Annotated in this window: 14 protein-coding genes; 12 read left to right on the plus strand and 2 right to left on the minus strand. The window is 66.1% G+C overall.

Going from position 1 to position 14,952, the window contains the following annotated elements; translation table 11 throughout:
- Positions 1-31 precede the first annotated feature (31 nt).
- The 8 genes from OH705_RS15870 to murB all read left to right on the plus strand — a co-directional run bounded on the left by OH705_RS15870 (position 32) and on the right by murB (position 6,902).
- The gene (locus OH705_RS15870; RefSeq protein ID WP_267302510.1) at positions 32-2,242 is read left to right on the plus strand and encodes a DNA internalization-related competence protein ComEC/Rec2; all 2,211 of its coding nucleotides are present in this window, start codon (positions 32-34) and stop codon (positions 2,240-2,242) included.
- Between the two features lie 123 nt (positions 2,243-2,365).
- Entirely contained in the window at positions 2,366-3,001 is a 636-nt protein-coding gene (locus OH705_RS15875; protein ID WP_031315993.1) for a MotA/TolQ/ExbB proton channel family protein, read from the plus strand.
- Positions 2,998-3,432: an ExbD/TolR family protein gene (locus tag OH705_RS15880; protein ID WP_023632003.1), complete on the plus strand. Its 435-nt coding sequence runs from the start codon at positions 2,998-3,000 to the stop codon at positions 3,430-3,432. Before OH705_RS15875 ends, OH705_RS15880 begins: the two co-directional genes overlap by 4 nt.
- Positions 3,432-4,442, plus strand: coding sequence for a tetraacyldisaccharide 4'-kinase (gene lpxK / locus OH705_RS15885; protein WP_038705672.1), 1,011 nt, complete (start codon positions 3,432-3,434; stop codon positions 4,440-4,442). The genes OH705_RS15880 and lpxK overlap by 1 nt, the downstream gene beginning before the upstream one ends.
- A 33-nt stretch (positions 4,443-4,475) precedes the next feature.
- Positions 4,476-4,661 carry a Trm112 family protein gene (locus tag OH705_RS15890; RefSeq protein WP_003247142.1) on the plus strand — a complete coding sequence of 62 codons (186 nt, stop codon included), beginning with the start codon at positions 4,476-4,478 and terminating at the stop codon, positions 4,659-4,661.
- Positions 4,658-5,422 carry a 3-deoxy-manno-octulosonate cytidylyltransferase gene (kdsB, locus tag OH705_RS15895; protein ID WP_267302511.1) on the plus strand — a complete coding sequence of 255 codons (765 nt, stop codon included), beginning with the start codon at positions 4,658-4,660 and terminating at the stop codon, positions 5,420-5,422. The genes OH705_RS15890 and kdsB overlap by 4 nt, the downstream gene beginning before the upstream one ends.
- Entirely contained in the window at positions 5,422-5,886 is a 465-nt protein-coding gene (locus OH705_RS15900) for a low molecular weight protein-tyrosine-phosphatase (protein WP_038705674.1), read from the plus strand. Before kdsB ends, OH705_RS15900 begins: the two co-directional genes overlap by 1 nt.
- Positions 5,883-6,902, plus strand: a complete 1,020-nt coding sequence (gene murB, locus OH705_RS15905; RefSeq protein WP_267302512.1) for a UDP-N-acetylmuramate dehydrogenase — start codon at positions 5,883-5,885, stop codon at positions 6,900-6,902. The genes OH705_RS15900 and murB overlap by 4 nt, the downstream gene beginning before the upstream one ends.
- Before the next feature lie 107 nt (positions 6,903-7,009).
- Here murB and rne read toward each other — a convergent pair whose 3' ends face one another.
- The gene (gene rne / locus OH705_RS15910) at positions 7,010-10,225 is read right to left on the minus strand and encodes a ribonuclease E (protein ID WP_267302513.1); all 3,216 of its coding nucleotides are present in this window, start codon (positions 10,223-10,225) and stop codon (positions 7,010-7,012) included.
- Between the two features lie 793 nt (positions 10,226-11,018).
- Between rne and rluC the strand changes: the two genes are divergently transcribed.
- From rluC to OH705_RS15925, 3 genes are read left to right on the plus strand one after another with little or no spacing between them, the layout of a single operon-like run.
- Positions 11,019-11,972 (plus strand): 23S rRNA pseudouridine(955/2504/2580) synthase RluC, encoded by a 954-nt coding sequence (rluC, locus tag OH705_RS15915; RefSeq protein ID WP_023630837.1) that lies wholly within the window; start codon positions 11,019-11,021, stop codon positions 11,970-11,972.
- Between the two features lie 3 nt (positions 11,973-11,975).
- Positions 11,976-12,656 carry an HAD family hydrolase gene (locus tag OH705_RS15920; RefSeq protein ID WP_267302514.1) on the plus strand — a complete coding sequence of 227 codons (681 nt, stop codon included), beginning with the start codon at positions 11,976-11,978 and terminating at the stop codon, positions 12,654-12,656.
- Between the two features lie 2 nt (positions 12,657-12,658).
- Positions 12,659-13,645: a S49 family peptidase gene (locus tag OH705_RS15925; RefSeq protein WP_023630839.1), complete on the plus strand. Its 987-nt coding sequence runs from the start codon at positions 12,659-12,661 to the stop codon at positions 13,643-13,645.
- Between the two features lie 94 nt (positions 13,646-13,739).
- On the opposite strand, the gene OH705_RS15930 is transcribed toward OH705_RS15925, so the two are convergent.
- A complete protein-coding gene (locus OH705_RS15930; protein WP_110605479.1) occupies positions 13,740-14,318 on the minus strand; it encodes a Maf family protein in 579 nt (192 codons plus the stop codon).
- Between the two features lie 96 nt (positions 14,319-14,414).
- On the opposite strand from OH705_RS15930, the gene OH705_RS15935 reads away from it, so the two are divergent.
- Positions 14,415-14,942 carry a YceD family protein gene (locus tag OH705_RS15935; RefSeq protein WP_267302515.1) on the plus strand — a complete coding sequence of 176 codons (528 nt, stop codon included), beginning with the start codon at positions 14,415-14,417 and terminating at the stop codon, positions 14,940-14,942.
- The last annotated feature ends 10 nt before the right edge of the window (positions 14,943-14,952 follow it).

Raw genomic sequence — 14,952 nt, forward strand, 5'->3', positions numbered from 1 at the left:
GGGGTCGTGATCGCTTCTGGAGCTCTATCTCATGCGCGCAGGGATGCTGGCCCTGGTGCTCGGGCTGTTGAGCCTGCGCTTTTTGCCCGTTTTGCCGCCGGTCGGGTGGCTGATTTCGTTGCTGTTGCTGGCCTTGGCCTGTCTGCGCACGCGGATCTGGCCGCTGGGCTGGTTCGTGCTGGGTGGCTGTTGGGCCTGCTGGTCGGCGCAGCAGGCGCTGGATGATCGACTGGCCCCGGCGCTGGATGGCCGCACACTGTGGTTGGAGGGGCGGGTGGTGGGGCTGCCGACTCGCACGGAGCGCGGCGTGCGTTTCGAGCTGGAGCATGCTGAGTCGCGCCGGGCGCAATTGCCCAGGCGCCTGCAACTTAGCTGGTTTGCCGGGCCTGAATTGCGCGCCGGTGAGCGTTGGCGCCTGGCGGTGAACCTGCGCCAGCCCCATGGGCTGCTCAACCCCCATGGCCCGGACCGCGAAGCATTGTTGTTGGCCCGGGGTATCGGCGCCACTGGCTCGGTCAAGGCCGGCGAGCAGGTCGGGCAGGCTGCGGTGCATTGGCGCGATGCCGTGCGCCAGCGGTTGATGAACGTGGATGCCCATGGGCGCGAGGCGGCGCTGACGGCCCTGGTGCTGGGCGACGGCGCCGGGCTGGCACGCGAGGATTGGCAGACCCTGCAGGCCACCGGCACGGTGCACCTGCTGGTGATCTCTGGCCAGCATATCGGGCTGTTGGCCGGGCTGGTGTACGGCCTGGTCGCGGGCCTGGCGCGGCTGGGCGCCTGGCCATCGCGCTGGCCGTGGCTGCCCTGGGCTTGTGGCCTGGGCATGGCCGCGGCATTGGGCTACGGCTGGCTGGCCGGCTTCGGCGTGCCGGTGCAACGGGCCTGCCTGATGCTGGCGGTGGTGTTGCTCTGGCGCCTGCGCTTCAGGCACCTGGGGGCAGCCTTGCCGCTGCTGTTGGCGTTGTCGGGGGTGTTGCTGATCAATCCATTGGCCAGTCTGCTGCCGGGTTTCTGGCTGTCATTTGCCGCGGTTGGCGTGCTGGTGCTGTGCTTCTCTGCCCGGCTCGGCGCCTGGCGGCCTTGGCAGGCCTGGAGCCGCGCCCAGTGGGTAATCGCCGTGGGCCTGTTGCCGGTGCTGCTGGCGCTGGGGCTGCCGGTCAGCCTGACGGCGCCGCTGGCCAACCTGCTGGCGGTGCCCTGGATCAGTTTCGCGGTGTTGCCGCTGGCCTTGCTTGGTACGGCGGCGTTGCCGGTGGCTGGGGTGGGGGAGGGGCTGCTGTGGCTGGCGGGGCTTTCGCTGGAGGGGCTGTTTCGCCTGCTGGCGCAGCTTGCGGGGCAGTTGCCTGCATGGCTGCCCGAACCGTTGCCGCTGTGGGCCTGGCTGTTGGTCGCGCTGGGCGCGCTGTTGGTGCTGCTGCCTCGGGGCGTGCCGTTGCGTTTGCCGGGCGCGGTGATGCTGCTGGCCTTGTGGGCGCCGCGCGAGGAGGTGCCCCATGGGCAGGTGCAGGTGTGGCAGCTGGATGTCGGCCAGGGCCTGGCGGTGCTGCTGCGTACCCGTCATCACGCGCTGTTGTACGACGCCGGGCCTGCGCATGGGGACAGCGACCTGGGCGAGAGCGTGGTGCTGCCGACCTTGCGCAGGTTGGGGGTCAGGCACCTCGACCTGATGCTGGTCAGCCACGGTCACGCCGATCATGTCGGCGGGGCGGCGGCGGTGCGTCGGGGGCTGCCGGTGACGCGGGTGCTGGCCGGGGAGGTTGCCGGGCTCGCGCCTGCCGCGCTGTGCGAGAGTGGTGAGCGCTGGCGCTGGGATGGGGTCGATTTCGAGCTGTGGCATTGGCCGCAAGGCACGTCCAGCAACGACCGTTCCTGCGTGCTGCGGGTGGTGGCCAATGGCGAGCGCCTGCTGCTGGCCGGCGACATGGAGGCCGCGGCGGAGCGGGCTTGGCTGGCGGCCAGCGAGGATCCGCGTATCGACTGGCTGCAGGCGCCGCACCATGGCAGCCGCACGTCGTCCACCGAACCGTTCATCAAGGCGCTGGCGCCGCGCGGGGTGATGATTTCGCGGGGGAGGAACAACGGTTTCGGGCATCCGCATGCGCAGGTGATCGAGCGCTATCGGCGCCATGGGGTGCAGGTGCATGATACGGCGCTGGCGGGCGCGCTGGAGTTGCGCCTGGGGCGCCAGGGTGCGGTGGTGGAGGGGCGTGCGCAGCGCAGGTTCTGGCGCGAAGGCGAATGACGCTATCGCGGGGCAAGCCCGCTTCCACGTTGCCATGCGGTGGGCGATTCCCTGACCTCCGGCAGATGAGCCCCAGGCGGTCCTATGGTAGAGTGGCGGCCTTTTTCCGAGGGGATGCTTACTGTGTGGGAATTGGTCAAGTCCGGTGGCTGGATGATGCTGCCGATCATCCTGAGCTCCATCGTTGCCATGGCGATCGTCGTCGAGCGTCTATGGACCTTGCGCGCCAGCCGTGTCAGCCCACCGCACTTGCTGGGCCAGGTATGGATGTGGATCAAGGACAAGCAGCTCACCAGTGACAAGCTCAAGGCCCTGCGCGCCGATTCGCCGCTGGGCGAGATCCTCGCCGCGGGCCTGGCCAACTCGCGCCATGGTCGCGAGATCATGAAGGAGTGCATCGAAGAGGCAGCCTCGCGGGTCATCCACGAGCTGGAGCGCTACATCGGCACCCTCGGCACCATCGCCGCCATGGCCCCGCTGCTGGGCCTGCTGGGCACCGTGCTGGGCATGATCGACATCTTCAGCGCCTTCATGGGCTCGCAGATGACCGCCAACGCCGCGGTGCTGGCCGGCGGTATTTCCAAGGCCCTGGTCACCACCGCGGCCGGCCTGATGGTCGGTATCCCGGCGGTGTTCTTCCACCGCTTCCTGCTGCGCCGCATCGATGAGCTGGTGGTGGGCATGGAGCAGGAGGCGATCAAGCTGGTCGAGGTGCTGCAGGGCGACCGCGAAGTGGAAGTGGCCGGAGGCAAGGCGTGAAGTTCCGGCGCAATCGCCAGCGCGAGAACGTCGACATCAACCTGGCGTCGTTGATCGACGTGGTGTTCGTGCTGCTGCTGTTCTTCGTGGTCACCACCACCTTCACCCGCGAGACCCAGCTGCGTGTCGAGCTCCCTGAAGCAAGCAGTGCCGCGCCCGCGCAGCCTGATGATGGCAAGCTGATCGAAGTTACCATCAGCGCCGATGGCGTGTACTCGGTGAACAACCACCTGCTGCCCAAGAGCGACCTGGCCACCCTGACCGAAGCCATCGAGAAGGAGTCCGGCGGTGACATCACCCTGCCGCTGGCGATCAGCGCCGATGGCAAGACCCCGCACCAGGCTGTGATCACCGCAATGGATGCGGCCGGCAAGCTCGGCTTCAGCAAGTTGCGCATGACCACCGTCGAGGCCGCGCAGGGCAATCCCTGATGGCCTTCGCCGACCGTCTGCTCGCCGCCTGGTATGCCGGGCACCCGGCGCTGGCCCTGCTGCGCCCGCTGGAGGCGCTGTATCGTCGCGTGGTGACGCGCAAGCGTGCGCGCTTTCTCAGCGGCATCAGCCCAAGCTACCGCGCCCCGGTGCCCGTGATCGTGGTGGGCAATATCACCGTGGGCGGTACCGGCAAGACACCGATGATCCTCTGGCTGATCGAGCACTGCCGCCGGCAGGGGCTGAAGGTCGGCGTGGTCAGCCGTGGCTACGGCGCCAAGCCGCCGCAGTATCCCTGGCGTGTCGCCGCCGACCAGCTCGCCGATCAGGCCGGCGACGAGCCTTTGCTGATCGTCCAGCGCACCGGCGTGCCGCTGCTGATCGACCCCGACCGCTCCCGCGCCGTGCAGGCGCTGCTGGCCAGCGATGCGCCAGACCTGATCCTGTGCGACGACGGCATGCAGCATTACCGCCTGGCCCGCGACCTGGAGTTGGTGCTGATCGACGCCGTCCGTGGCCTGGGCAACCGTCGCTGCCTGCCGGCCGGCCCGTTGCGCGAGCCCGCCGAGCGCCTGGCCGAGGCCGACGCGGTGTTGTTCAATGGCGCCGAGGCTGACCGCGACGACGGCTTTGCCTTCCGCCTGCAGCCGTCGGCGCTGATCAACCTGCGCAGCGGCGAGCGCCGCGAGCTCGACCTGTTTCCCGCTGGCCAGGCGCTGCACGCCGTGGCCGGCATTGGCAACCCGCAACGTTTCTTCAACACCCTGCTGGGGCTAAACTGGCAGCCGGTGCCGCACCCCTTTGCCGACCATGCGCCGTACAGCCGCGAAGTGCTGTCGTTCAGCCCGCCGCTGCCGTTGGTGATGACCGAGAAGGATGCGGTGAAATGCCGGCCGTTCGCTGCCGACGACTGGTGGTACCTGGCGGTCGACGCCGTACCCTCGCAGGCGTTCGTCGCCTGGTTCGACGCCGAGCTCGATCGCCTGCTGCCTGGCCGCCCCAGGCCCTGAGCCTTTTTCAATTTCCGTTTCAAGGAAGCTCCCATGGACACCAAACTGCTCGATATCCTGGCCTGCCCGATCACCAAGGGCCCGCTCAAGCTCAGCGCCGACAAGACCGAGCTGATCAGCAAGGGCGCGGGCCTGGCCTATCCGATTCGCGATGGCATCCCGGTGATGCTGGAAAGCGAGGCGCGCACCCTGACCGACGACGAGCGCCTGGACAAATGAGCCTGGACTTCACCGTGGTGATCCCCGCCCGGCTGCGCTCTACGCGCCTGCCGGGCAAGCCGCTGCTGGCGATCGCCGGCAAGCCGATGGTCCAGCATGTGTGGGAGCAGGCGCGCAAGAGCGGCGCCAGCCGCGTGGTCATTGCCACCGACGATGCCAGCATCGTCGAGGCCTGCCAGGCGTTCGGCGCCGAAGTGCTGCTGACCCGCGCCGACCACGAGTCTGGCACCGACCGCCTGGCCGAAGTGGCTGCCCAGCTGGGCCTGGCCACCGATGCCATCGTGGTCAACGTGCAGGGTGACGAGCCGCTGATTCCGCCGGTGATCATCGACCAGGTGGCGGCCAACCTCGCCGCGCACCCCGAGGCCGGCATCGCCACTTTGGCCGAGCCGATCCACACGCCGGAAACCATCTTCAACCCTAACGCGGTGAAGGTGGTCAGCGACAAGAACGGCCTGGCCCTGACCTTCAGCCGCGCCCCGTTGCCATGGGCCCGCGACGCGTTTGCCAAGGACCGTGAGCGCATGCCCGAAGGCGTTCCTTACCGCCGCCATATCGGCATGTACGCCTACCGCGTGGGCTTCCTTCAGGACTTCGTCGCCTGGGGCCCATGCTGGCTGGAGCAGACCGAGTCGCTGGAGCAACTGCGTGCCCTGTGGCACGGCGTGCGCATCCACGTTGCCGATGCCATCGAGGCCCCGGCCGTGGGCGTGGATACCCCTGAAGACCTGGAGCGCGTACGGCGCTTGCTGGAGGCCTGATGCGCGTTCTGTTCGTCTGCCTCGGCAATATCTGCCGCTCGCCGACTGCCGAAGGCGTGCTGCGCCATCAGCTCGAGGCCGCCGGCCTCGGTGACGTGGTGCACGTGGCCTCCGCCGGTACCGGCGACTGGCATGTCGGCAAGGCGCCCGACAGCCGTACCTGCAAGGCCGCGCTGGCCCGCGGCTACGACCTGTCGCGCCAGCGTGCGCAGCAGGTCAAGGCGGCGCATTTCGCCGAGTACGACTTGGTCCTGGCCATGGACAAGAGCAACCTCGGCAACCTGCAGGCCCTGCGCCCGCACAACGCCACGGGCGAGCTCGACCTGTTCCTGCGCCGTTATGGCGCGGCCCTGGACGAAGTGCCTGACCCTTACTACGGCGGTGCCGAAGGTTTCGAGCAGGTCCTGGACCTGATCGAGGCGGCGTGCCGTGAGTTGGTCGTGGAAATCAAGGGGCGGTTATGACGGCTAACTGGCAGGAGCGGGTATCGCTCAAGCCCTACAACACTTTCGGCATCGACGTCAGTGCCCGTTATTTCACCCAGGCCCATGACGACGACGAGGCCCGCCAGGCACTGGCCCAGGCCGCTGCGCGGCAGGTGCCGGTGCTGGTCATTGGTGGTGGCAGCAACCTGCTGCTGTCCCGCGATGTCGACGCCCTGGTGCTGCATATGGCCAGCCGTGGGCGGCGCCTGCTCAGCGACGACGGCGAGCGCGTGGTGGTAGAGGCCGAGGCCGGCGAGCCCTGGCATCCGTTCGTGCAGTGGAGCCTCGACCAGGGGCTGTGCGGGCTGGAGAACCTCAGCCTGATCCCCGGCACCGTCGGCGCTGCGCCGATGCAGAACGTCGGCGCCTATGGCGTGGAGATCAAGGATGTGTTCGCCGGCTTGACCGCGCTGGACCGCGAGACCGGCGAGCTGCGTGACTTCTCGCTGGAGGCGTGCGGTTTCGGGTATCGCGACAGCCTGTTCAAGCGCAATCCGGGGCGTTGGCTGATCCTGCGCGTGCGCTTTGCGCTGAGCCGGTCGTTGCAGGCGCACCTGGACTACGGCCCGGTGCGTCAGCGCCTGGCGGAGCAGGGTGTCGAGCAGCCGACCGCGCAGGCGATCAGCGATGCGATCTGCAGTATTCGTCGGGAAAAGCTGCCAGATCCGGCTGAGCTGGGTAACGCCGGGAGCTTTTTCAAGAACCCAGTGGTGCCTGCTGCGTTGGCCGAGCGCATTCGTGCCGAGCATCCAGGTGTGGTGGCGTATCCGCAGGCCGACGGCCAGGTGAAGCTGGCGGCCGGCTGGTTGATCGAGCAGGCGGGGTGGAAGGGGTATCGCGATGGCGATGCCGGTGTGCACCGTTTGCAGTCGCTGGTGCTGGTGAACTACGGCCAGGCGAGCGGGGCGCAGTTGCATGGGCTGGCTCGGCGGATCCAGGCGGATATCCTTGAGCGCTTTGGGGTCGAGCTGGAGATGGAGCCGAACCTGTACTGACTCTATCGCGGGGCAAGCCCGGATCACCAATAGAGCCGCTACCATCCCGGCAAAGAAAAAGCCCCGCCAGTTCGCACTGGCGGGGCTTTTTCATTCAGCCGAGGCTATCAACCGTGATGAGGCTTGTGCTCGTCGGCGGTTTCCAGCGCTTGCGCAGGGGCGGCTTCGGCAGCGGCCTGGGCGGCAGCGGCGGCTGCAGCTTCGGCTTCGCGCTTGCGGCGACGCACTTCACGTGGGTCGTTCGGGGCGCGGCCGTTGGCCAGCATCGCCGAAGGCGCTTCGACCGGAGCCGGTGCTTCCTCGGGCGCCTGCTCGGCAACGACCGGCGCAGGCTCGGCGGCAGGTGCTTCAGTCACTTCCGGCTGGGCCTCGACCACTGGCTCGACGACCGCTACAGGCTGCTCGGCTACCGGGGCTTCGACCACGGTGGCTTCGACTACCTGCGGCTGCTCGATTTCACCGGCTTCCACGGCAGGGGCTTGCAGCGCCTCGGCGACGACGGCAGGCTGCTCGGCAGGGGCTTCTTCGACCACTGGCTGCGGCGCTACTTCGACCACCGGTTCGATGCTCGGCTCGACGGCGACCACTGGCTCGCTGACCGGTTGCTCGACCACCGGGGCGATGGCGACCTGCTCGGCCACGACCTCGGTGATTTCCACCTGGGTTTCGGCGACAGCGGCGCTGGCGCGCTCGGCCTGCTGGTTGGCTTGGGCTTCGGCATCGGCGCTGATGTTGCTGGTGGCAACGGCGGCGATGACGGCAGTGCCGGCGGCCAGTTCAGCGCCCAGCTCGGTGGCCTGGTGCTGTTGTGGCTGCTGCTCTTCGCCGGCGTCTTCGTCGCCTTCGATCAGCTCGCCATTGGCGTTGCGCTGGCGTTCACGACGGTTGCTGCGACGACGCTGGCCACGGGAGCGGCGGCGCGGACGCTCGCCATCGGTGCCTTCCTGCTCGTCCTGCAGCAGCTCGTCGTTCGGCAGTTGCTCTTCGGCGAGCTCGGCGGCCTGTTCGACGGCCTGCGCCTCAGGGCGCAGCTGGCGCTCTTCGCGCGGAGAGCGTTCTTCACGTGGCGCACGCTCTTCACGAGGGGCGCGTTCTTCACGCGGTGCACGCTCTTCACGTGGTGCGCGTTCTTCACGCGGTGCACGCTCTTCACGTGGTGCGCGTTCTTCACGCGGCGCGCGCTCTTCGCGAGGGGCACGTTCTTCACGTGGTGCACGCTCTTCACGGGCTACACGTTCCTCACGTGGCGCACGCTCTTCACGCGGGGCGCGTTCTTCGCGGGCGGCCGGGGCCGGTGCGGCATCCAGGGGCTCACGCAGTTCGCGCACGCGCTCTTCACGGTTGCCACGGCGGTCTTCGCGCGGCTGGCGCTGACGCTCTTCGCGTGGGGCGCGTTCTTCACGCGGTGCACGCTCTTCGCGTGGCTGGCGCTCTTCACGCGGGGCGCGCTCGCTGCGTTCTTCACGCGGCTTGCGGTCTTCCTCGCGGCGGCCATTGCGGTTGCGGCTCTGCTGGCGACCGTTGCGGCGCTCCTCGTTGCGTGGCGAACGCTCGGTGGCCGGTTTTTCGGTGGTGACGGCCGGTGCGGCGGCAGGCTCTTCCTTGCCGGCGAACAGGCTGACCAGCGACTTGACCAGGCCCTTGAACAGGCTTGGCTCCGGTACGCTAGGCGCCGGTGCCACGGGTGCGGCTGGCTGCTCTTCGACAGCGGCCGGTACCGGTGCGTTGGCGCGGGCCGGTGCGGTCTTCACCGCGGCTTCCTGGCGTACCAGGGTGCGGGTGGCGGTCGGCAGCGGCGCTTCTTCGGTTTCGGCCGAGGCGATTTCGTAGCTGGACTGGTTGTTCAGCACGTCCGGGTTGTCGTCGCGCAGGCGCTGGACTTCGAAATGCGGGGTTTCCAGGTGGTCGTTCGGCAGGATGATGATGCGCGCGCGAGTGCGCAGCTCGATCTTGGTGATCGAGTTGCGTTTCTCGTTGAGCAGGAAGGCGGCCACCGGGATCGGTACCTGGGCGCGCACCTCGGCGGTGCGGTCCTTCAGGGCTTCTTCCTCGATCAGGCGCAGGATTGCCAGCGACAGCGACTCGACGTCACGGATGATGCCGGTACCCGAGCAGCGCGGGCAGACGATGCCGCTGCTCTCGCCCAGCGATGGGCGCAGGCGCTGGCGGGACATTTCCAGCAGGCCGAAGCGCGAGATGCGGCCGACCTGCACACGGGCGCGGTCGGCCTCGAGGCATTCGCGCACGCGTTCTTCGACGGCGCGCTGGTTCTTCGCCGGGGTCATGTCGATGAAGTCGATGACGATCAGGCCGCCGATGTCACGCAGGCGCAGCTGGCGGGCGATCTCTTCGGCCGCTTCCAGGTTGGTCTGCAGGGCGGTTTCCTCGATGTCGCTGCCCTTGGTGGCGCGCGCCGAGTTGATGTCGATGGAAACCAGGGCTTCGGTTGGGTCGATCACGATCGAGCCGCCGGACGGCAGGTCGACGACGCGCTGGAAGGCGGTCTCGATCTGGCTTTCGATCTGGAAGCGGTTGAACAGCGGCACGCTGTCTTCGTACAGCTTGACCTTGCTGGCGTACTGCGGCATCACCTGGCGAATGAAGGTCAGGGCTTCTTCCTGGGCGTCGATGCTGTCGATCAGCACTTCGCCGATGTCCTGGCGCAGGTAGTCGCGGATGGCGCGGATGATGACGTTGCTTTCCTGGTAGATCAGGAACGGCGCGGTACGGTCCAGCGAGGCTTCCTTGATGGCGGTCCACAGCTGCAGCAGGTAGTCGAGGTCCCACTGCATTTCTTCGCTGCTGCGGCCAAGGCCCGCGGTACGCACGATCAGGCCCATGTCGCCCGGAACGGTCAGGCCGTTCAGTGCTTCACGCAGCTCGTTGCGCTCTTCGCCTTCGATGCGGCGGGAGATGCCGCCAGCGCGCGGGTTGTTGGGCATCAGCACCAGGTAGCGGCCGGCCAGGCTGATGAAGGTGGTCAGGGCGGCGCCTTTGTTGCCGCGCTCTTCCTTCTCGACCTGGACGATGACTTCCTGGCCTTCGCTCAGGACTTCCTTGATGTTGACCCGGCCTTCAGGGGCTTTCTTGAAGTATTCGCGGGAGATTTCCTTCAGCGGCAGGAAGCCGTGACGTTCGGAGCCGAAGTCGACGAAGGCGGCTTCAAGGCTGGGCTCGATCCGGGTGATCTTGCCTTTGTAGATGTTGGCCTTTTTCTGCTCACGGGCACCGGACTCGATGTCCAGGTCGTAGAGGCGTTGGCCGTCCACCAGGGCTACACGCAACTCTTCGGGTTGAGTTGCGTTAATCAGCATTCTTTTCATGTTGTACCGTCGGTTTCCGGGCTGCCGGAAACGGCGTTCGGCACACACGACTTTTCATGATCGGTGCCAAGGTGCGCAAAGGGTGGCGAACCACCCCCGTGTCTGACGACGTTCGGCACCAGCCGGTTGCCCAGCCTGCCGTTGTCGCGACGACGCGTCCTGTTTTGCGGTGCCAAAAGACCTGTCGAGCTTTTCGAAGGTTATCCGAATCAATCGAGCGGGCCTGGTGCACTCAGTCAGGAGGAGGAATCAACCGGTCGTCCGTGGATGCCACGAGGGCGTCTGTTCAGGACCTTGCCCGCTCATCGCCCGTTGAGTGGGGCGCTGGGTCGGGTTCGGTGCCACACGGTCCGAAGGCTGTGCATCTCCACCCTGCACGTATCCCTGAAAATTCGGTGCTGCCGCGCGCTGAATCCGCAACGGGTTGCATTTTTCGCCAGCCCGGTTCCGGGCTGGCGCCATGACATATCCAAGGCAGGTATTTCCGAAGCATTCGCCCGAATGCGCGGAAACGACGGTGGCGGGCAGAGGTACGGCGAAAAGAAGCGGGTAAGCAGGTGAAACACCGCACTTGTCGTTTTTTTCGGTCTTCTCTACACAGCGCTGGTGGCGATTCCAGGCATTTAGTTAAACTGGCAAACGCTCCGTAGGACGGCCTCGCGTCCTCGGAATTGCGATGGTCAGGGCCGGCGTAGAGCCTGATGCCGCTGGCCTGCCGCTTTTGGCGGCGTTCGCGACTATAGCAGTTATGATTAAGTGCTTCAATTCCATAAAAAATTGTTATGATCCCGCCATGACGACCAATACCCCTCCGACTTCCGGCGTTCAGCTGATCGAAGTCGCGCCGGAGCTTGCCGGCCAACGCATCGACAATTTCCTCATCACCGCGCTCAAGGGCGTGCCCAAGACGCTGGTCTACCGCATCCTGCGCAAGGGCGAGGTGCGGGTCAACAAGGGCCGGATCAAGCCTGAGTACAAGCTGCAGGCCGGCGACATCGTGCGGGTGCCGCCGGTGCGCCTGCCTGAGCGCGATGAGCCCGCGCCGGTCGCCCAGGGGCTGCTGCAGCGCCTGGAGGCCGCGATTGTCTATGAAGACAAGGCGCTTATCGTGATGAACAAGCCGGCCGGTATTGCCGTGCATGGCGGCAGTGGGCTGAGCTTCGGAGTGATCGAAGCGTTGCGCCAGTTGCGTCCTGATGCCAAGGAACTGGAATTGGTGCACCGCCTGGATCGCGACACCTCAGGCCTTTTGATGATCGCCAAGAAGCGCAGCATGTTGCGCCATTTGCACGCCGCATTGCGCGGCGATGGCGTGGACAAGCGCTATATGGCGCTGGTGCGTGGCCACTGGCCGACTTCGAAGAAGCAGGTCAATGCGCCGTTGCAGAAGAGCAATCTGCGCTCCGGCGAACGCATGGTCGAGGTCAACGACGAGGGCAAGGAGGCCTTGACGATGTTCCGCGTGCTGCGCCGTTTCGGCGAGTTCGCCACGATTGTCGAGGCGCGGCCGATTACCGGGCGCACCCATCAGATCCGCGTGCACACCCTGCATGCCGGGCACATGATCGCCGGCGACAGCAAGTACGGCGATGAAGACTTCAGCCGCGAGATTCGCGACCTGGGTGGCAAGCGCCTGTTCCTGCACGCCTACCAGCTGACCGTGCCGCTGCCCGACGGCGGCGAGCTCAAGCTCGAGGCGCCAGTGGACGAGATGTGGGCCAAGACCATTGCGCGGTTGGCGTCCTGAGCCATGAACAAAAGCTATGACCTGCTGATCTTCGACTGGGATGGCACGCTGGCCGATTCCATCGGGCGCATTGTCGAGGCCATGAACGTTGCTGCCGGGCGTGCCGGGGAGGCCGCCAGCAACGACGAGGCGATCAAGGGCATCATTGGCCTGGCGCTGGGGGAGGCGATCGCCACCCTGTATCCGCATCTTGAATCTCCGCAGGTGGAAACATTCCGCCAGCATTACGCCGATGTCTACATGGCGCTGGATCAACAGCCGTCGCCGCTGTTCGACGGTGTGGTCGAGTCGCTGGCAGCGTTCCGTGCCGAGGGGTATCGTCTGGCGGTGGCCACCGGCAAGGCGCGACGCGGTCTGGATCGGGTGCTCAAGGCCAATGGCTGGGAAGGCTACTTCGACATTACCCGGGCTGCCGACGAAACCCGCGGCAAGCCGCATCCGCTGATGCTCGAGGAGATTCTCGCCCACTGCCAGGTCGAACCCGGGCGGGCGCTGATGGTCGGAGATTCGGCGTTCGACCTGCAGATGGCCAGCAATGCCGGCATGCATTCGGTCGCCGTGGGCTATGGCGCCATGTCGCTGCAGGCCCTGGCCGAATTTGGCCCGCAAGTGTGCATCGAACATTTTTCCCAGTTGCGCGAATGGCTGGACAGGCCTGCGCAGATCAATTTCCAAGGTAGGTGAGCATGACTGACGAGTGGAAGGCGCCCGAGGCTGATGAGGCCGGCGAGGAGCGCAAGAGCTGGAAGTTACTGGAGAAGACCTTGCTGGCGGGTGTCCAGGAGCAGCGTCGGGCGCGGCGCTGGGGGATTTTCTTCAAGCTGCTGACCTTTATTTACCTGTTCGGCATCCTGTTCCTGTTCACGCCATTGATGGATGTGGACAAGGCCGCCTCGCGCAGCGGCAGTCATACTGCGCTGGTCGAGGTGCGCGGGGTGATCGCCGATCAGGAACCTGCCAGCGCCGACAATATCGTCAAGAGCCTGCGCGAAGCCTTCAAGGATCCCAAAACCAAGGCTGTGGTCATGCGCGTCAACAGCCCGGGCGGCAGCCCGGTGCAGGCGGGCTATGTGTACGACGAGATCCGCCGTCTGCGCGCCGAGTATCCGGCCATCAAGCTGTACGCGGTGATTGCCGACCTGGGTGCCTCCGGCGCCTACTACATTGCCAGCGCGGCCGACGAGATCTATGCCGACAAGGCCAGCCTGGTCGGCTCCATCGGCGTCACCGCGGCGGGCTACGGCTTTGTCGGGGCCATGGACAAGCTGGGCGTGGAGCGGCGCACCTACACGGCGGGCGAACACAAGGCCTTCCTTGATCCGTTCTCGCCACAGAAGCCGGAAGAGACCGCGTTCTGGCAGGGCGTGCTGGATACCACGCACCGCCAGTTCATCGCCATGGTCAAGCAGGGGCGTGGCGAGCGCCTGAAAGACAAGGATCACCCTGAGTTGTTCAGCGGGCTGATCTGGTCGGGCGAGCAGGCCAAGGAACTGGGTCTGGTGGACGGGCTGGGCAGCGCCAGCTATGTCGCTCGCGAGATCGTGGGCGAGAGGGAACTGGTGGACTTCACCGTGCAGGAGTCGCCGTTCGATCGTTTCTCCAAGCGCATCGGTGCCAGTGTGGCGGAGCGCCTGGCGCTGTATATGGGCTTCCAGGGGCCTTCGTTGCGTTGATCTGAAGTCGGCGTGGCATTCATCGCGGGGCAAGCCCGCTCCCACGGGTCGCTCATTGGCCACGTGGGAGCGGGCTTGCCCCGCGATTGCATTTTCAAGGCACCTGCACGCCTTCCTTGTGCAGCATGTCCACCAGCCGAATCAGCGGCAGCCCGATCAGGCTCGTGGCGTCGCAGCCATGGGTGCTCTGGAACAGGCTGACCCCCAATCCTTCCGCCTTGAAGCTGCCGGCGCAGTCCAGTGGCTGCTCGGCCGTCACGTAGCGCTCCACGCGCTCTCGATCCAGCTCGCGCATCGTCACGGTAAACGGCACGCAATCCACCTGGCAGTGCCCCGTGGCGCTGTTCAGCAGTGCCAGCCCGGTGAGGAAGGTGACCTGCTGCCCGCTGGCCTCCAGCAACTGCTCGCAGGCACGTTCGAAGGTGTGGGGCTTGCCGAGGATCTGCTCGCCCAGTACCGCCACCTGGTCGGAGCCGACGATCAGGTGGTCGGGGTGGCTGGCAGCCAGGGCTTCGGCTTTCTGTCGGGCCAGGCGGCGCACCAGCTCGACGGCGGGCTCGCCATCGAGGCGCCGTTCGTCAAGGTCGGGGCTTGCCCAGGTGAAGGGCAGGCGCAGGCGGGTGAGCAGTTCGCGGCGGTAGGGCGAGCTGGAAGCCAGTAACAAGGGAAGCATGGTAGACTCCTGGGCAATTGCCCCGAATTCTAACATGCGAGATGGCACCTAATTTCCTTTGACAGGGAGGGGGTGCATCCCTAGAATGCTGCGCCTATGTTGAATGACCCGATTCCACCTCACGTTGACCCGCGCAAATTGGCTGATCGCGGCGTAACCCTCGAAGGTTCGCTGCAACTCGCTGATTTGGAAAGACTCTGCGACCCGCTTTCCGACAGTGTCGGTACGGTGCAGGCGAAGTTCGATTTTGAACGAGATGAACAGCACGTGGTGGTTATCCACAGCGCGCTGGATGTCGAAGTCAAGATGGTTTGCCAGCGTTGTCTTGAGCTGGTCACCCTGCCGATCCACAGCGAATGTACGTACGCCGTGGTGAAGGAGGGTGCGAACACCCAGTCGTTGCCGAAAGGCTATGACGTGCTGGAACTGGGCGAAGATCCATTGGATCTGCAGGCGCTGGTCGAGGAAGAGCTGTTGCTCGCCCTGCCGATCGTGCCTGCTCATCATCCGGAAGAATGCCAGCAGCCGGCGGGACTCGATGAGCCCGAGCCGAGCAAGGACGAGGTATCGCGGTCCAACCCGTTCAGTGTATTGGCGCAGTTAAAGCGTGACCCAAACGTTTAGGAGTTAATCA

This window comes from Pseudomonas sp. BJa3 (assembly GCF_026343815.1).
Classification (GTDB): Bacteria; Pseudomonadota; Gammaproteobacteria; order Pseudomonadales; family Pseudomonadaceae; genus Aquipseudomonas; species Aquipseudomonas soli.